14 protein-coding genes are annotated in these 14,923 nt (G+C 74.8%); 8 read left to right on the top strand and 6 right to left on the bottom strand.

Annotated elements, in window-relative coordinates:
- The first annotated feature begins 422 nt into the window (after positions 1–422).
- The gene (locus ACGF07_RS08470; protein ID WP_392896626.1) at positions 423–2,855 is read left to right on the top strand and encodes a SpoIIE family protein phosphatase; all 2,433 of its coding nucleotides are present in this window, start codon (positions 423–425) and stop codon (positions 2,853–2,855) included.
- 486 nt (positions 2,856–3,341) lie between these two features.
- Here ACGF07_RS08470 and ACGF07_RS08475 read toward each other — a convergent pair whose 3' ends face one another.
- Both ACGF07_RS08475 and xylB read right to left on the bottom strand, forming a co-directional pair.
- Entirely contained in the window at positions 3,342–4,499 is a 1,158-nt protein-coding gene (locus ACGF07_RS08475) for an ROK family protein (RefSeq protein ID WP_392896673.1), read from the bottom strand.
- A 69-nt stretch (positions 4,500–4,568) separates the two neighbouring features.
- Complete coding sequence (gene xylB / locus ACGF07_RS08480; RefSeq protein WP_392896628.1) at positions 4,569–5,999, bottom strand: xylulokinase; 1,431 nt, start codon at positions 5,997–5,999, stop codon at positions 4,569–4,571.
- Between the two features lie 95 nt (positions 6,000–6,094).
- Here xylB and xylA point away from each other — a divergent pair, with 95 nt between their 5' ends.
- Complete coding sequence (gene xylA / locus ACGF07_RS08485) at positions 6,095–7,267, top strand: xylose isomerase (RefSeq protein ID WP_392896629.1); 1,173 nt, start codon at positions 6,095–6,097, stop codon at positions 7,265–7,267.
- A gap of 174 nt (positions 7,268–7,441) precedes the next feature.
- Here xylA and ACGF07_RS08490 read toward each other — a convergent pair whose 3' ends face one another.
- Positions 7,442–7,624, bottom strand: coding sequence for a hypothetical protein (locus ACGF07_RS08490; protein WP_392896631.1), 183 nt, complete (start codon positions 7,622–7,624; stop codon positions 7,442–7,444).
- Positions 7,625–8,149: 525 nt separating this feature from the next.
- Between ACGF07_RS08490 and ACGF07_RS08495 the strand changes: the two genes are divergently transcribed.
- The 4 genes from ACGF07_RS08495 (at position 8,150) to ACGF07_RS08510 (ending at position 11,199) form a co-directional block, all read left to right on the top strand.
- A complete protein-coding gene (locus ACGF07_RS08495; RefSeq protein ID WP_392896633.1) occupies positions 8,150–8,500 on the top strand; it encodes a hypothetical protein in 351 nt (116 codons plus the stop codon).
- Between the two features lie 192 nt (positions 8,501–8,692).
- Positions 8,693–8,848 (top strand): hypothetical protein, encoded by a 156-nt coding sequence (locus tag ACGF07_RS08500; protein WP_392896635.1) that lies wholly within the window; start codon positions 8,693–8,695, stop codon positions 8,846–8,848.
- Between the two features lie 41 nt (positions 8,849–8,889).
- Complete coding sequence (locus ACGF07_RS08505; protein WP_392896637.1) at positions 8,890–10,353, top strand: SulP family inorganic anion transporter; 1,464 nt, start codon at positions 8,890–8,892, stop codon at positions 10,351–10,353.
- Positions 10,354–10,605: 252 nt separating this feature from the next.
- The gene (locus ACGF07_RS08510) at positions 10,606–11,199 is read left to right on the top strand and encodes a PadR family transcriptional regulator (protein WP_392896639.1); all 594 of its coding nucleotides are present in this window, start codon (positions 10,606–10,608) and stop codon (positions 11,197–11,199) included.
- 20 nt (positions 11,200–11,219) lie between these two features.
- On the opposite strand, the gene ACGF07_RS08515 is transcribed toward ACGF07_RS08510, so the two are convergent.
- Together ACGF07_RS08515 and ACGF07_RS08520 are read right to left on the bottom strand one after the other, a co-directional pair.
- Positions 11,220–12,014, bottom strand: a complete 795-nt coding sequence (locus tag ACGF07_RS08515) for an SGNH/GDSL hydrolase family protein (RefSeq protein WP_392896640.1) — start codon at positions 12,012–12,014, stop codon at positions 11,220–11,222.
- Positions 12,011–12,412, bottom strand: coding sequence for a nuclear transport factor 2 family protein (locus ACGF07_RS08520; protein ID WP_350745232.1), 402 nt, complete (start codon positions 12,410–12,412; stop codon positions 12,011–12,013). Before ACGF07_RS08520 ends, ACGF07_RS08515 begins: the two co-directional genes overlap by 4 nt.
- 77 nt (positions 12,413–12,489) lie before the next feature.
- Between ACGF07_RS08520 and ACGF07_RS08525 the strand changes: the two genes are divergently transcribed.
- Entirely contained in the window at positions 12,490–13,221 is a 732-nt protein-coding gene (locus tag ACGF07_RS08525; RefSeq protein WP_392896642.1) for a phytanoyl-CoA dioxygenase family protein, read from the top strand.
- Positions 13,218–13,508 carry a hypothetical protein gene (locus tag ACGF07_RS08530; protein WP_392896644.1) on the top strand — a complete coding sequence of 97 codons (291 nt, stop codon included), beginning with the start codon at positions 13,218–13,220 and terminating at the stop codon, positions 13,506–13,508. Before ACGF07_RS08525 ends, ACGF07_RS08530 begins: the two co-directional genes overlap by 4 nt.
- Before the next feature lie 156 nt (positions 13,509–13,664).
- Here ACGF07_RS08530 and ACGF07_RS08535 read toward each other — a convergent pair whose 3' ends face one another.
- Positions 13,665–14,753: an aldose epimerase family protein gene (locus tag ACGF07_RS08535; protein WP_392896645.1), complete on the bottom strand. Its 1,089-nt coding sequence runs from the start codon at positions 14,751–14,753 to the stop codon at positions 13,665–13,667.
- Positions 14,754–14,923: the final 170 nt, after the last annotated feature.

Raw genomic sequence — 14,923 nt, forward strand, 5'->3', positions numbered from 1 at the left:
GCGGTGGTCCCGGCGGTCCTGGGCGGTCTGGCTCTGGTGGCGATGTTCGACCTCTACCCACTCGCCTGGGCAGGCGTCCTACCCGAGGTGGGTACCGCAACGGATGGTGGATGGCCCTGGCCCGGCTGTGCGTCAGCCCGGCGATGCTGTGGGGGCCGATCGTGCTGGCCCTGGCCTGGGCCTACTACCGGCGGCGCCGGCCCGCCTGACGGGTTCGACCTCACTCCGGACAGCGGCGAGGCCGCGACGGAGCGGCTGCTCGCGGAGCGTCCCGACCTCGGCGCCGCGTTCGCGGCCGGTGACGGCATGGCGCCGGGAGCCCTGCGCGCCCTGGGAGCGCGCGCGGCGGCGGGCCGGATCTACGCTGGAACGAGGCGCCGGACTCCCCTTCCGGCGTGCACGGCTGCCCGACGGAGGCGGGTGTGGAGACGACGGGCGCGCAGGACGCCCCCACCGCCGTTGCCGTGGTCGAGCCGGACGGCGTGGTGAGCGGCTGGAGCGAGGGCGGACTCCTGCTGCTGGGCTGGACGGCGGAGGAGACCGTCGGCCGCCCCGTGACCGACTTCCTGGTCGATCCCCCACCGGGGTTCCCCTCGGCTGACGGACCCCGCCCCAAGGGATCGATCGCCGTACGCCACCGGGACGGCTCCACGGTCGACGCCACGGTGACGGTCCACCCCCTGCGCCGTGCCGACGGCGTGGCGGCGGGTCTCGTGGTGACCCTCCAGCGCTGGGACCGCCGTCCCGTGATCGCCGACCGGGCCTTCGAGCAGTGCCCCTTCGCGCTGGGCGTCTACGACCCCGATCTGCGGTTCCTGTGGGTGAACGCCGCCGCGGCCGCGGTGGTGGCCCACACGGAGGAGCAGATCCTCGGTGAGAAGTACCGCGAGCTGTTCGCGGTCGGCGAGACCCCCGAGCTGGACGACACGGCCTACACGGACAAGCTCTCCGAGGTCGCCAGGACGGGCGAGCCCGCGCGGCTCATCACGATCTTCCGTCCGCTGGGCAGCGCCTACGCGAACGCCTGGGCCACCAGCATGTGGCCCGTCCGGGACGCCGAGGGCACGGTGCGCGCGGTCGCCAACTGGGGCTTCGACATGAGCGCCGAGTACTGGGCCCGCCAGCGCCTGCTCATCCTCAAGGAGGCCACCAGGGGCATCGGCCGGACCCTGGACGTGATCAGCACTGCCCGCGAACTGGCCGAAACCCCGGTACCGGGCTTCGCCGACCTCGTCACCGTCGACCTGTTCGACGAGGTCCTGCGCGGCGAGGAACCGCCCGTCTCCGCCGCGGTCACCACCGGCGGAACCATCACGCTCGCCCGCGCCGCCCGGCACAGCGCCAAGGAGGACCCCGACCCGGCGCCCGGACCGGCGGCGCCGGTCGGCTACGCCCCGGGCTCCATCGCCGCGCGCTGCATGTCCACCGGCGGTTCCATGGTCCAGCTCGCCGTCGAGCCCAGCCAGGGCGGCGAGTGGGCCTTCGGCCCCGGGCTCGCCGCCGACCCCGCCCACTGGCCACCCGGCCTCCCGCTGATCGACCAGTCCATCGCCGCACGGGGACTGACCGGCCGGATCACCGTGCCGCTGCTGGCGCGCGGCGCCGTGCTCGGCGTGGTCACCTTCGCCCGCCGCGACCGGCCCGAGGCCTTCACCGCCGACGACCTGATCCTCTCCGAGGAACTGGCCGCCAAGGCCGCCGTCGCGATCGACAACGCCCGCCGCTACACGCGCGAGCACACCCTCGCGCTGACCCTGCAACGCAGTCTGCTGCCGCAGCGGCTGCCGCACCACGGAGCGGTCGACGTGGCGTCCGGCTACCTGCCCGCCGGCGCCGGCGCCGGCGTGGGCGGTGACTGGTTCGACGTCATCGCCCTCTCCGGCGCCCGGGTCGCCCTGGTCGTCGGCGACGTCGTCGGCCACGGCGTGCACGCCTCGGCCAGCATGGGCCGACTGCGCACCGCGGTGCGCACCCTGGCCGACGTGGACCTTCCGCCGGACGAGCTGCTGACCCATCTGGACGACCTGATCCTGCACCTGCCCGACGACCCCCGGCCCGAAGGCGGCTTCGAGCCCACCGGCGAGACCGGCGCCACCTGCCTGTACGCCGTGTACGACCCGGTCTCCCGCCGCTGCACCATGGCGAGCGCGGGCCATCCGCTGCCGCTGCTCGTCTCGCCGGACGGCACCGGCGCCCCGGTGGTCGCCCAGCCGGGGCCCCCGCTGGGCATCGGCGGGCTGCCGTTCGAAGTGACCGAGATCGAGCTGCCCGAGGGCAGCCTGCTCGCCCTCTACACCGACGGGCTGGTGGAGAACCACGGGCGCGACGCCGGAAAGGGCACCGCCGACCTGCTCCGGATCCTGAGCGAGCCGGGCTCCTCCCTGGAGGCGCTCTGCGACACCGCGATGAAGGTCATGCTGCCCGACCACCGCACCGACGACGCGGCCCTGCTGCTCGCCCGCACCCGCGCCCTGGACCCCGACCACGTGGCCGACTGGGAGATCGAGCCCGACCCCGCCCAGGTGGCACACGCCAGGCGTCTGGCCGCCGACCAACTGGCCCGGTGGGGGCTGGAGGAGCCGGCGTTCGTCACCGAGCTGGTCGTCAGCGAGCTCGTCACCAACGCGATCAAGTACGGTCAGCCGCCCGTCAGGCTGCGACTGATCCGCGATGCGGCGCTGATCTGCGAGGTCTCCGACGGGAGCGGCACCGCCCCGCACCTGCGACGGGCCCGCACCTTCGACGAGGGCGGCCGCGGCCTGATGCTCGTCGCGCAGCTCACCCAGGGCTGGGGCACCCGGCACACCACCAACGGCAAGACCATCTGGTGCGCCCAGAACCTCGGCCCGACGTGATCCGGGGGCGGTCCGACCCGCCGGAGGACCGGCCTGACGGCGGCTCCCGCCTCCTCCGCACGGTGGTCCCGTCCGCCGGAGGAGCAGGACGGGTCCCACCGCCAGGACGGTCCTGACCTCTCCCCAATGCCGGTGCGGCGTCGTGCAGTTCTCGCGACGACAGCCAGGTGAAAGTCATCCGTCGGGGGAATCACGCAGGACTCGAGGAGCCCTCGCCGGACCGAGCGGAAGCCTTGTGCCGCCGGGATCAGCTGACCGGGAAGGGCGAGGTCGCGCCCGTCACCGACGAGGCGATCACCGTCCTGCGCTCGCTGATCGACGGCCTGTCCGGGCCCACCACGCGGGCACGGATCCGGCGCGGGCGGCCGGACACGGGCTGCCGTGGGAGTACGGCGGCGCGTACGTCCACGCGCGGGTCACCACCGGGGACGGGCACGCGGGGGTCGTCGCCGAGCACGACTGACCGCGCGGCGACACGTCCTCCGGTCACCCGGCGGGCAGCAGCATCGGGTCCGCCATGATCCGGCGCACCGTCGTCAGCGCCGCGCCCAGCAGCGGGCCGCGCCGCCCCAGCGCGGAGGGACGCAGGGCCTGCGGGTCCCAGGGCCGGACGGTGACCCGGGCGGCCAGCTCGGCGCGCACGGACGGCAGGAGCCAGTCGGCGAGTTCGGCGTAGGCGCCGCCGAGGACGAGGGCGTCCGGGTCGACGAGTTCCACGGCGGACGCCAGGGCGAGGCCCAGCGCCCGCCCCGCGCGGTCCAGCGCGTGCAGGGTGGGGGCGTGCCCGGCGGCCGCCCGCTCGGCCAGCAGGGCGACCGGATCGCCCGTGCGGTGGTCCGCGAGACCGGCCTCGCGCAGCACCGCCGCGTCGCCCGCGTACTGCTCCAGGCAGCCGCGGGCGCCGCAGGGACAGTCGGGGCCGTCCGGGTGGACGGGTATGTGGCCGAGTTCGCCGGCGAAGCCGCGGGCGCCCCGGAACAAATGTCCGTCGATGACGAGGGCGGCGCCGATCCCGGCCTCGGCGGAGACGTGGACGAAGGTCTCCGCGGCCTGCTCGGCGCTCCAGTACTCGGCCAGCGCCCCGAGGTTGGCCTCGTTCTCCGGCTCGGGCGCGGTGTCCGGGTCGAGCCAGTGGTCGGCGGGCCGGACGCCGTGCCAGCCGAGGTTGGGCGCGCGCTCGACCACCCCGGGCGGCGCGTTCGGCACCACTCCGGGGACGGCCAGGACGCGCCCCTCGACGTGCAGGCCGAGGGCGGCGGCCTCGGCCTGCACGTCGGACGCCAGCGCGGCGGTCTCCGCCAGCACCTCCCCGGCCGGCCGGCCCGCGTTGTCCTGTTCGATCCGGCGCCACACCCGCGGCTCGCCGCGCAGGTCGACCACGCACGCGCCGAGGTGGGTGATGCCGATCTCCAGGCCCAGACCGGCCGGGCCCCGGTCGTTGACGGTCAGCGCCCGTCCGGGGCGGCCCACCCGTCCGCTGGCCGTGGCCGGCGCCTCGGTCAGCGCGCCGCGGCCGATCAGCTCGTCCACCAGGGAGGAGACGGCCGCCCTGGTCAGGCCGACGCGCCCGGCGACGTCCGCGCGGGAGAGCGGGCCGTGCCCGGCGACCGCACCGAGCACGAGCGAGAGGTTCTGCCGTCGCATGTCCTGCTGCGACGCGGGTCCGCTCTCCGGCCCCTTGCCCGCCCTGACCACCACCGCCACGCGCCCCTCCTACCGTTCCTCGGCCGGCGCACCCTGCAAGGCTCCGGCCCGACGCAGGGTATCCCCGATCAGTGTCAGCGCGTCCTGGTCCTTCGCCACGGCCTCCAGCACCGGGCCCTCGGCCGTGCGCCAGCGGCGCGCGACGGCGTCGGCGGGCTCGCCGGTGAGCAGGGCGGCGGCCTGGGCGGCGGCGCCGAGCGCGACCAGTTCCTGGGCGGCGGGCACCTGGACCGCCCGGCCCGACAACCGCAGGACGGTCCGCTGCCAGGCCCGTCCGCGGGCGCCGCCGCCGATCAGCAGCAGCGGCTCGTCGTCCGTCGGGTCCGCTCCGCCCGCGCGCAGCACGCCGTCCAGGGCGGTGAGCAGGGCGTGGGCGGCGCCGTCGTAGGCGGCCTGGAGCAGTTGCCCGGGGGTGGTGTCGTGGCGCAGTCCGTGGACCAGGCCGGAGGCGCCGGGGAGGTCCGGGGTGCGCTCGCCGTCCAGGTAGGGCAGGACGACGGCGGTGCCGCCGTCCTCGACCTCGTCGCGGCCGCGGCCGAGGAGGGCCGCGAAGCGGTCGACGGCGAGGGTGCAGTTGAGGGTGCAGGCGAGCGGGAGCCAGCCGCCGAGGGCGTCGGCGAAGCCCGCGACGGTGCCGCTCGGGTCGGCGGGGCGCGTCCGGCCGACGGCGTAGACGGTGCCGGAGGTGCCGAGGCTGAGCACCGGCTGCCCGGGCAGGAGGCCGAGCCCGAGGGCCGCCGCCATGTTGTCACCGGTGCCGGTGGCCACCGGCGTCCCCGCGCGCAGCGGCAGACCGGGACGGACCGCGCCCGCCCGCGCACCGGCGGGCAGGACCTGCGGAAGGAGCGCGGGGTCGAGCCCGATGCAGGCGAGGACGTCCCCGTCGTAGCCGTCCGGGCCCCACCAGCCCGTGCCGGACGCGTCGCCGCGGTCGGTCACCGCCTCCCCGGTCAGCCGCTCGGTCAGGAAGTCGTGGGGCAGCCGGACGGCCGCGACGCGGTCGGCCGCGACGGGCTCGTGCTCGCGCAGCCAGGCCCATTTCGGAGCGGTGAAGGCGGCGGTGGGGACGCTTCCGGTGCGGCGGGCGAGCTCCGCCGCGCCGATCGCGTCGCGCAGGCCGGCGGCCTGCGGCGCGGACCGGACGTCGTTCCACAGCAGCGCCGGGCGGACCGGGCGGCCGGCCGCGTCGAGGGTGACCAGGCCGTGCTGCTGGCCGGCGACGGAGACGGCGGCCGCGCGGTCCGCCCACCCCGTGCGCGCCGCGGCCTCGCCGAGCGCCTCCCACCACTGCTCGGGATCGCTCTCCCGGCCGGCGCCCGTGCTGACCGTGTGAGGGGCGCGGCCCGTGCCCACCACGGCACCGGTGTCGAGGTCGACGGCCAAGGCCTTCGTGGACTGGGTGGAGCTGTCGAAGCCGATCACGACACGCTGCTCAGCCATGTGTTCCTCCGGGGTGGGTTCCCTTTGACGTTCCGGCATACTAATTTGTTGAGAGCCCTGACAAACACCCTCCGCACCTGATCCGGAGCCGCGCCATGTCCAGCGACCCGCTCGTCCCCACCCCCGCGCACAAGTTCACCTTCGGCCTGTGGACCGTCGGCTGGCAGGGGCGCGACCCCTTCGGCGACGCGACCAGGCCGGCCCTCGACCCGGTCGAGACCGTCCAGCGGCTGGCCGCCCTCGGCGCCTACGGCGTCACCTTCCACGACGACGACCTGATCCCGTTCGGCGCCGGCGAGGCCGAGCGCGAGCAGGTGGTCAAGCGCTTCCGCGCCGCCCTGGACACGGCCGGGCTGAAGGTGCCGATGGCCACCACCAACCTCTTCACCCACCCGGTGTTCAAGGACGGCGCGTTCACCGCCAACGACCGCGACGTGCGCCGGTACGCGCTGCGCAAGACCATCCGCAACATCGACCTGGCCGTCGAACTCGGCGCCTCGACGTACGTCGCCTGGGGCGGGCGCGAGGGTGCCGAGTCGGGCGCCGCCAAGGACGTCCGCACGGCCCTCGACCGGCTGAAGGAGGCCTTCGACCTCCTCGGCGAGTACGTCGAGCGGCAGGGCTACGACCTGCGCTTCGCCATCGAGCCCAAGCCCAACGAGCCGCGCGGCGACATCCTGCTGCCCACCGTCGGCCACGCCCTGGCCTTCATCGACGCGCTGGAGCGCCCCGACCGGGTCGGTCTCAACCCCGAGGTCGGCCACGAGCAGATGGCCGGCCTCAACTTCCCGCACGGCATCGCCCAGGCCCTGTGGCACGGCAAGCTGTTCCACATCGACCTCAACGGCCAGTCCGGCATCAAGTACGACCAGGACCTGCGCTTCGGCGCGGGAGACCTCCGGCAGGCCTTCTGGCTGGTCGACCTCCTGGAGTCGGCCGGCTACGACGGCCCCCGGCACTTCGACTTCAAGCCGCCGCGCACCGAGGACTTCGACGGCGTGTGGGCCTCGGCCGCCGCCTGCATGCGCAACTACCTGCTGCTGGCCGAGCGTTCGCGCGCCTTCCGCGCCGACCCGGAGGTGCGGGCCGCGCTCGCCGCCTCGCGCCTGCCCGAACTCGCCCTGCCCACGGCCGAGGACGGACTGACCGGGCTGCTCGCGGACCGCTCCGCCTTCGAGGACTTCGACGTCGACGCCGCCGGCCGCCGCGGCATGGCCTTCGAGCACCTGGACCAGCTGGCCTACGAGCACCTCCTCGGCGCCCGCTGACCGGGACCGCCGCCGCGGCCGGGTCGGGCCGGGCCGGTCAGGGCGCGACGTGGCCCGGCCCGGCCCGCTGCCGTCGAGGCCGAGCGAGCGCCGCCGTACCGCCGTACACGGCAGTCCGCCGCCCGTCCGCCGGTCCCCGTGCGGGCGGTGCGCAGCACCGGTGCGCCGGCAGGTTCACGCCTGCGGCGCGGGCGGCTGCGCCTGCACCTCGATCACCACGGCGTGGCCGGGGCGGAGGGTGAGGCCCGGGGCGGCGAGGCCGACCTGGGCGAGGTACCGGCCGGTCACGACGGGCGCGGTCGTCCCCCGTGCCCAGGCCGGCCAGGTGTCCTCGAGGGACGAGAGCTCGGGGCGCACCCGCAGGGCGTAGCGGGTCGCGGGCTCCAGGCCCGGCAGGCGGACGGGCGCAACACCGTCACCGGCACCGCCTCCTGACGCCGGCGCTCCCGGGCCCCGGCTGCCTCCCTCCCGGCAGCCGGGGCCCGGTCGCGTCCGGAGGCGCCCACCCGAGGTCGGGCGGCAGTTCGCCGACCTGCCGGACACACGGCCGCGCGGTGGCGAGGCCGGCGCCGCGCGGTCCGCCGCCGGGGACGGGGCAGCCGTGGGAACTGCGGACAGCCGGACTGTCGAGTTCCCGCGAGAACCGGGCGGAGATCCCGATGGGGCGGGTGTGGTGGACAGGCAGTCCTAATCAGCCGTCGAAGCGCATCACGAACGATTCACCGGTCGACCGCATCACGAAGCAACGCGGAGCAGGTCTCCGTCGTCCGCCGGAACTGGTTCACGAACACTTCACCGGCCTCGCGGAACTCGCCCCGTTCCGCGGTCGTCATCGTCCATGGAAGTCCCAAGGAAAAGTCAAAGGCGAGGAAGGATCCGGCAATGTCCTCGGTCAGGAGCCTGGTCCGCGCGGTCGCCGTGGCACTCCTGGCCGCGCTGGGCATGCTGGTGCTGCACCAGTCCGCGTCCGTGCTCCTCCGGGAGGAAGGCTGCTCGAGGGTCGTCGCGCAGACAAAGCTCGCCGAGGACGCGCCGGCTCCCAAGAACCCGTCCGGCTTCTGCTGGACCCGCCCCCGGCGCTTCGAAGTCCCCGACCGCCGACCCGAGTTGACCGCGGTCCTCGCCGACGAAGCGCCCTCCCCCGGCCCCGTGCCGCCGGCCGGTGCGCCCGACGCGCCGCACTGGGCCCGCAGACAGCCCAGAGCGGCGGTCCTCCAGGTGTTCCGGTGCTGATCGGCGCCGACCGCGCCCGCACGCTCACCGACGGCCCGGACGTGCACAGGTCCGTGCCACCGCACGCCACGGCAGCCCGCGCCGGGACGGCCCCGCCGTCACCGTCACGCTGAGAGCTGCCGCCGCACCGGGCGGGCACGGTCCCCGAAGTCACCGTTCCCACACGACTTCAGAAGGTACCGAGGCACCGACATGCAGGCATTCATCGACCACGCCCGCACTTTCCACCACCGCGTCGCGCGCCGCGCCGACGCGGGCCGGCTCGGGCTGCACGGCTGGTTCTACGAGGTGTACACCGGCGCGGTCCGCATCCACCGCCCCGGCACCGACCTCTTCCTGCCGCTGTGACGCGGCCCGCCACGACCGAACCGCCACGGATGAGGGCTCCCATGCGTCTTCCCGCACTCAAGTACGACGTCACCGCTTCGCTCGTCGTGTTCCTCGTCGCCCTGCCACTGTGCGTGGGCGTCGCCGTCGCCTCGGGCGTGCCCGCCGAACTCGGCCTGATCACCGGCATCGTCGGCGGCCTGGTCACCGGCATGCTCCCCGGCAGCAGCCTCCAGGTCAGCGGCCCGGCCGCCGGGCTGACCGTTCTCGTCGCCGAGACCGTGCAGCGGTTCGGCCTGCCCGCGCTCGGCCTCGTCGTCCTCGCCACCGGCCTGCTCCAACTGCTGCTCGGCGCGCTGCGCTGGGGCCGCTGGTTCCGCGCGATATCCGTCGCCGTGGTCGAGGGCATGCTGGCCGGCATCGGCCTGGTGATCATCGCCGGGCAGCTCTACGCGATGGCCGGCCGGCCCGCGCCCGCGAGCGGCGTCGACAAGCTCCTCGGCCTGCCCGGCCTCCTGTCCCAGCTCCTCTCCGCCCCCGCCGCCCGCCACTCCTTCGTGGTCGGCGCCGGCACCATCGCCGTGATCCTGCTGTGGCAGCGCCTGCCCGCCAGGGTGCGGGCCGTGCCGGGCGCGCTGGTGGCCGTCCTGCTCGCCACCGGCTGCACCTGGCTCCTCGCCGGCCCGGTGAAGAAGGTCGAGGTCAAGGGCCTCCTGGACGCGATCCATCCGCCCGGCGCCGGCGTGCTCCAGCAGGTCACTCCGGCCCTGATCGTCACGATCGTGGCCTTCACCCTCGTCGCCTCGGCCGAGAGCCTGTTCAGCGCGGCCGCCGTCGACCGCCTCCACGACGGGCCGCGCACCGACTACGACAAGGAGCTCATGGCGCAGGGGGCCGGAAACGCGCTCTGCGGTGCGCTCGGCGCCCTGCCGATGACCGCGGTCATCGTCCGCAGCGCGGCCAACGTCCAGGCCGGCGCCCGGACCAGGGCGTCCCGTGTGCTGCACGGCGTATGGCTGCTGCTGTTCGCCGCGCTCCTGCCGGCGGCCCTCGGCGTCATCCCGGTCGCGGCCCTCGCCGGGGTGCTCGTCCACGCCGGGTTCAAGCTGCTGCCCTTCAAGCAGCTCCTACCGCTGTGGCGCGAGCACCGCGCGGAGGCGGTCGTCCTGGCCGTCACGGCCGTCGCCATCGTCACGGTGAACATGTTCGAGGGCGTGCTGATCGGTCTGGGCCTGTCGATCCTCAAGAGCGCCTGGGAGACGTCCCGCCTGCACGTGGAGACGGAGGAGCGGACCGACGGCGTCACCCACGTCCGTCTGACCGGCAACGCCACCTTCCTCCGGCTGCCCAAGCTCCTCGACGCCCTGGAGGCGGTTCCCGCCGACCGCGTCGTCGAGCTGGACCTGACCGGGATCCGGCACCTGGACCACGCCTGCCAGAGCGCGCTGACCACCTGGGCCGAACGCCACAACGCCCACGCGCCCGAGGCCGTGCGGCTGATCCCCTCGGCAGCCGGTCCGGCCTGACCGGGCACAGGACGAGCGCGACGCGTCGCCGCACCGGCACTCCGGTGCGGCGACGCGCCCTCGGGCCACAGCTGCTCCTGGAGCGGGAACCGGAGGGGTTGCGAAGGCTGACCGACGATCGACGCCGACGGTGCTCCGGACGCCGCCTCGACGCCGCTGGAACCGCCGGCGATCAGGCCCGCACCGAGATAGGTGCATCGTTGAATAGTCGCATCGGTCGCCGGTGCACGGGGCACTCGCTAGGCTGGCGGCATGGCCCTGCGCAACGCGATCATGTCGACCCTCCTGGAGGGCGAGGCGTCCGGTTACGACCTGACGAAGGCGTTCGACGCGTCGGCGGCGAACTTCTGGATGGCCACACCGCAGCAGCTCTACCGGGAGCTGGACCGGATGAAGGCCGAGGGGCTGGTCAGCGCCCGGGTCGTGGAGCAGGAGCGGCGGCCGAACAAGCGGCTGTTCTCGCTCACCGAGGCGGGCCGCGCCGCGCTGCGGTCGTTCACGGCCTCGCCGCCGCGGCCGTCCGCGATCCGCGACGAGCTGCTCGTCCAGGTGCAGGCCGTGGACGCCGGCGACCCGGACGCCGTGCGCGCGGCACTGCTCGAACGGCTGGTGTGGGCACAGGCCAAGGTGGCCCGCTACGAGCGCCTGCGGGCGCGGCTGCTGGACGGGCGTTTCGAGGACGAGTACCTCGCCACGGCCGAACGGATCGGGCCGTACCTGACCCTGATGCGCGGACTGTCGTTCGAACGCGAGAACCAGCGCTGGTGCGAGCAGGCCCTCGCCGTTCTGGACCGGCGGGCCGCCGCGTCGGCCCCCGCGCAGGGGCCGGCGCAGGGGCCGGTCTGACGGTCTTCGGGGGCGTCCGCTCAGTGTGCCGGACGAGGAGCCTCGACCGGCCGCAGATCGGGGCGCTTCGCGACCCGGCCGTCGCCGGAGGAGCGCCCGCGCAGGCGCCGCATCAGCCACGGTCCGAGGAAGGTGCCGATCCAGGCGGCCTCCTGGACGGCTCGCCGGCGGGCGCCTGCCACGGGCAACGGCGGCAGCGGCTCGGCCCACCCGCCGTCGGTGCCGGGCAGCGCGAGCGCTTCGGCCGCCGCGGCGGCGATCCCGGCGTGACCGAGCGGGCTGGCGTGCAGCCGGTCCGCACTCCACATGCGCGGGTCGGTCGTCACCTGGTGCGGGAAGAAGTCGACGACCACGACTCCGCGGTGGTCGGCCGTGGCCCGGATGCGCGCGTTGAGGTCCAGGAGCCGGGGTCGCAGCCCGCGGGCCAGGGGCGCGATCCGGCCGATGTCGGGGAACGTGAAGGTGAGCACCCGCGCCCCGGTGGCCGTGAAGGCGGCGAACATCGCGTCCAGCTCCGCCACCACCTCGCCCGCGTCGAAGCCCGGCCGCATCAGGTCGTTCATCCCGGCGACCGCGGTGACCAGGTCCGGCCGCAGCGCGAGCGCGGGGCCGAGCTGTTCGGCCCGCACCTGCCCGGCGAGTCGGCCGCGCACGGCGAGGTTGGCGTAGCGCAGGCCCGGTTCGTGTCCGGCGATCGTCTCGGCCAGTCGGTCCGCCCAGCCGCGCCATCCGGCGGCCTCGTCACCGTCCCCCAGGCCCTCGGTCTGGCTGTCGCCGACCGCGACGTAGCGGCGGAAGCCCGTGGTCGCCGTCATGCCGCGGACGTGCCCAGCGCCTCGGCGGTGATCCGCTCGAACTGTGCGCCCATCGCGGCGGCGAGCGCCTGGGCGCCGGAGAGGGGGCGGACCATCACCGTCAACTCGTCGATCAGGCCGTCCTCGTCGACGTGGAGGAAGTCGCAGCCGTGCACCTCGCGGCCGTCGACGGTGGCCTTGAAGACGAACGCGTGGTCGCGGCCGCCGGCGTCGTTGATCTCGCGGACGTAGTGGAAGTCCTCGAGGACCCGTGCGGCACCGCGCAGGATCGCGGCGGTCATGGCCTTGCCCGGGTAGGGCTTGAAGACGACGGGGCTGGTGAAGACGACGTCCTCGGCCAGGAGGGCCTCGAGGGCGTCGTGGTCGCCGGCCTCGACGGCTGCGCGGAAGGGGTGCACGGCGGGCTCCATAATCAACAAATTGAATAGCTTGTCCGCGCGTGAGCCTAGTCGCGCGATCCGGGCGATGTCGAGGGATGGACCGCCTGAACGCCGAGGGCCTGGAGGTGCTGGCCGACGGCGGGCCGCCGGTGCCGTACGGGACCCCGCTGTCCGCGGCCTACCCCGAGGGTTCGTTCGTCCGCAGGCTGCTCGAACTGCCGCGGATCGCCGGGGCACTGCGCAGCCTGGTGGGCCCCGACCCCTGGGTGGACCACCACTTCGTGCACACCCGCGAACCGCACGGCGGCGACGCCCAGCCGCTGCACGGGGACGCCATCATCGATGTCCGGCCGGACGCCTTCGACGTCCAGCTGATGTACTACCCGCAGGCGGTGACGCTCGGGATGGGCGGCACCCTCAGCGTGCCGGGCAGCCATCTGCGCCGGACCAACGAGTCGGACACCGCCCGGTACCAGAACCTGCGCGGCCAGGACCGGCTGGTCTGCGCGGGCGGAACGGTGGTGTTTCTGCACCACGACCTGTGGCACGGCGGCAGGCGCAACGACAGCGACACGCTTCGCTACATGTTCAAGATCCGCCTCAATCCGACGGTGCGCCAGCAACGGCTGTGGGACACCTCGGATCTCCACGACCCCCAGGTGAGCGTGGAGTTGGGCGCGCTGTTCCCGTGGTACGAGGGGGCGACCGGTCGTCTGGAACTGTACAACCGCATCCTGCTCTGGCGGGCACTGACCGGCGACGACGGCTACGACCTCGACCACTGGGTGACCAGGGTCTCCAACCGCCCCGAGGTGAAGGCGCGATGACGACGGACACGGCTCGGCAGCAGGTCCTGGTGCTCTACCTCTCCAGCTCCGCGCTGGACTCCGCCGTCGTCGGCTGGGCGAGGTACGACGGCACCGGCCGCTCCTCCCCCACCACCGGCGACAGCGACGAGCCGCCGTACGAGACCGGGGTGGCGGCGCTCCGGGACGGCTGGCGGCTGTTCCAGGCCGCGCAGCTGATCCCGCCGTACCCGGGACACGAGTACGACGTCTCCTTCCTCAAGCACGAGTTCTTCTTCGAACGGATCGTCGACGCTTCGGCGCCGTGACACGACCGAGGGGCCACCGGCCCGCCCGGCACCGGGTCGGCACCGCCCCCCTCGCACGACGAGGGGCGGTGGGCTCCGCCGAGCTCACCGCCCCGGTTCGCCGCCCCCGGGCTCACCGCCCCGGTTCGCCGCCTCCGGACACCGCCCCGTCGGGTCCTACGCGGACAGGAAGCGGTAGACCGTCATCGAGCCGTACTCCTCCCCCGGGCGCAGGACGGTGGAGGGGTACTCGGGCCGGTTGGGCGAGTCCGGGAGGTGCTGGGTCTCCAGCGCGATGCCCGCGTGAGCCGGGTACGGGCGGCCGGAGCGGCCGGTCAGCGAGCCGTCGAAGTGGTTCCCGGTGTAGACCTGGAGCGCCGGCTCCGTCGTGAAGCACTCGATCCGCCGGCCGCTGGCCGGGTGGCTCAGCACCGCGGCCTTCCGGAGGCCCTTCCCGCTGAGCACCCAGCTGTGGTCGAAGCCCCGGCCGGCCCGGCGGATCTGCGGGTGGCCGTCCGCGACGCGGTCCGCGATCGGCCGGGATTCGCGCAGGTCGAACGGCGTACCGGCGACGGACGCGACGGGCCCCAGCGGGATCAGGTCCCCGTCCACCGGGAGGTATCCCGCCGCCTCGACCCGGAGCAGGTGGTCGAGCACCGTTCCGCAGCCCTCGCCCGCCAGGTTGAAGTACGCGTGGTTGGTGAGGTTGACGACCGTGGGTGCGTCGGCGGCGGCGCGGTAGACGATGGAGAGGTCCCCGGCCGGGTCGAGCAGGTAGCTCACCTCGGCGGTGAGGGCCCCCGGGAACCCCTGGTCGCCGTCCGGGCTGTGCAGCCGCAGCCGGACCCCGGCCCGGCGGCCCTCGCGGACCGCCACGCCGTCCCACAGCCGGGTGGCGAAACCGTCCGGGCCGCCGTGCAGGGTGTGGCCGGTGTCCTGGACCGCCAGTCGGTGCCTCGTGCCGTCGATCGGCAGCACCCCGCCGGCGATCCGGTTGGCGTAGCGGCCGACCGTCGCCCCGAAGTACGCGGCCTCCCCGAGCAGGTCCTCGACCTCCTCGCAGCCGAGGACGACGTTGCAGCGCCGTCCGTCCCGGTCCGGGGCGTGCACCGCTTGCAGGCGGGCCCCCAGACTGAGCACCTCCACCGTCACGCCCTCGGGCGCACCGAAGGTCCAGCGCGTGATCCGCCGCCCGTCCGGCAGCGTCGCGGCCGGCTCCTGGGTCACCGTCACGTCGCCGTGGGATACGAGGGTGTCTCTCGGCACGGGTCCTGCTCCATGGGGGTTCGGCACGGCGTCGCCGCGGTGCGGATGCCCGGCGGCGGCCCCCCCGCGGGGGGGGGCCCCCCGCCCGGCCGGGGGGGGGAGATTCCCCGGGGCCGCCGGGGGGTGGGCGGGGTGCCCCGGGGCGCCGTGGGGCACCGGCGGGAGGGCGG

Source organism: Kitasatospora sp. NPDC048194, assembly GCF_043202455.1.
Lineage (GTDB): Bacteria > Actinomycetota > Actinomycetes > Streptomycetales > Streptomycetaceae > Kitasatospora.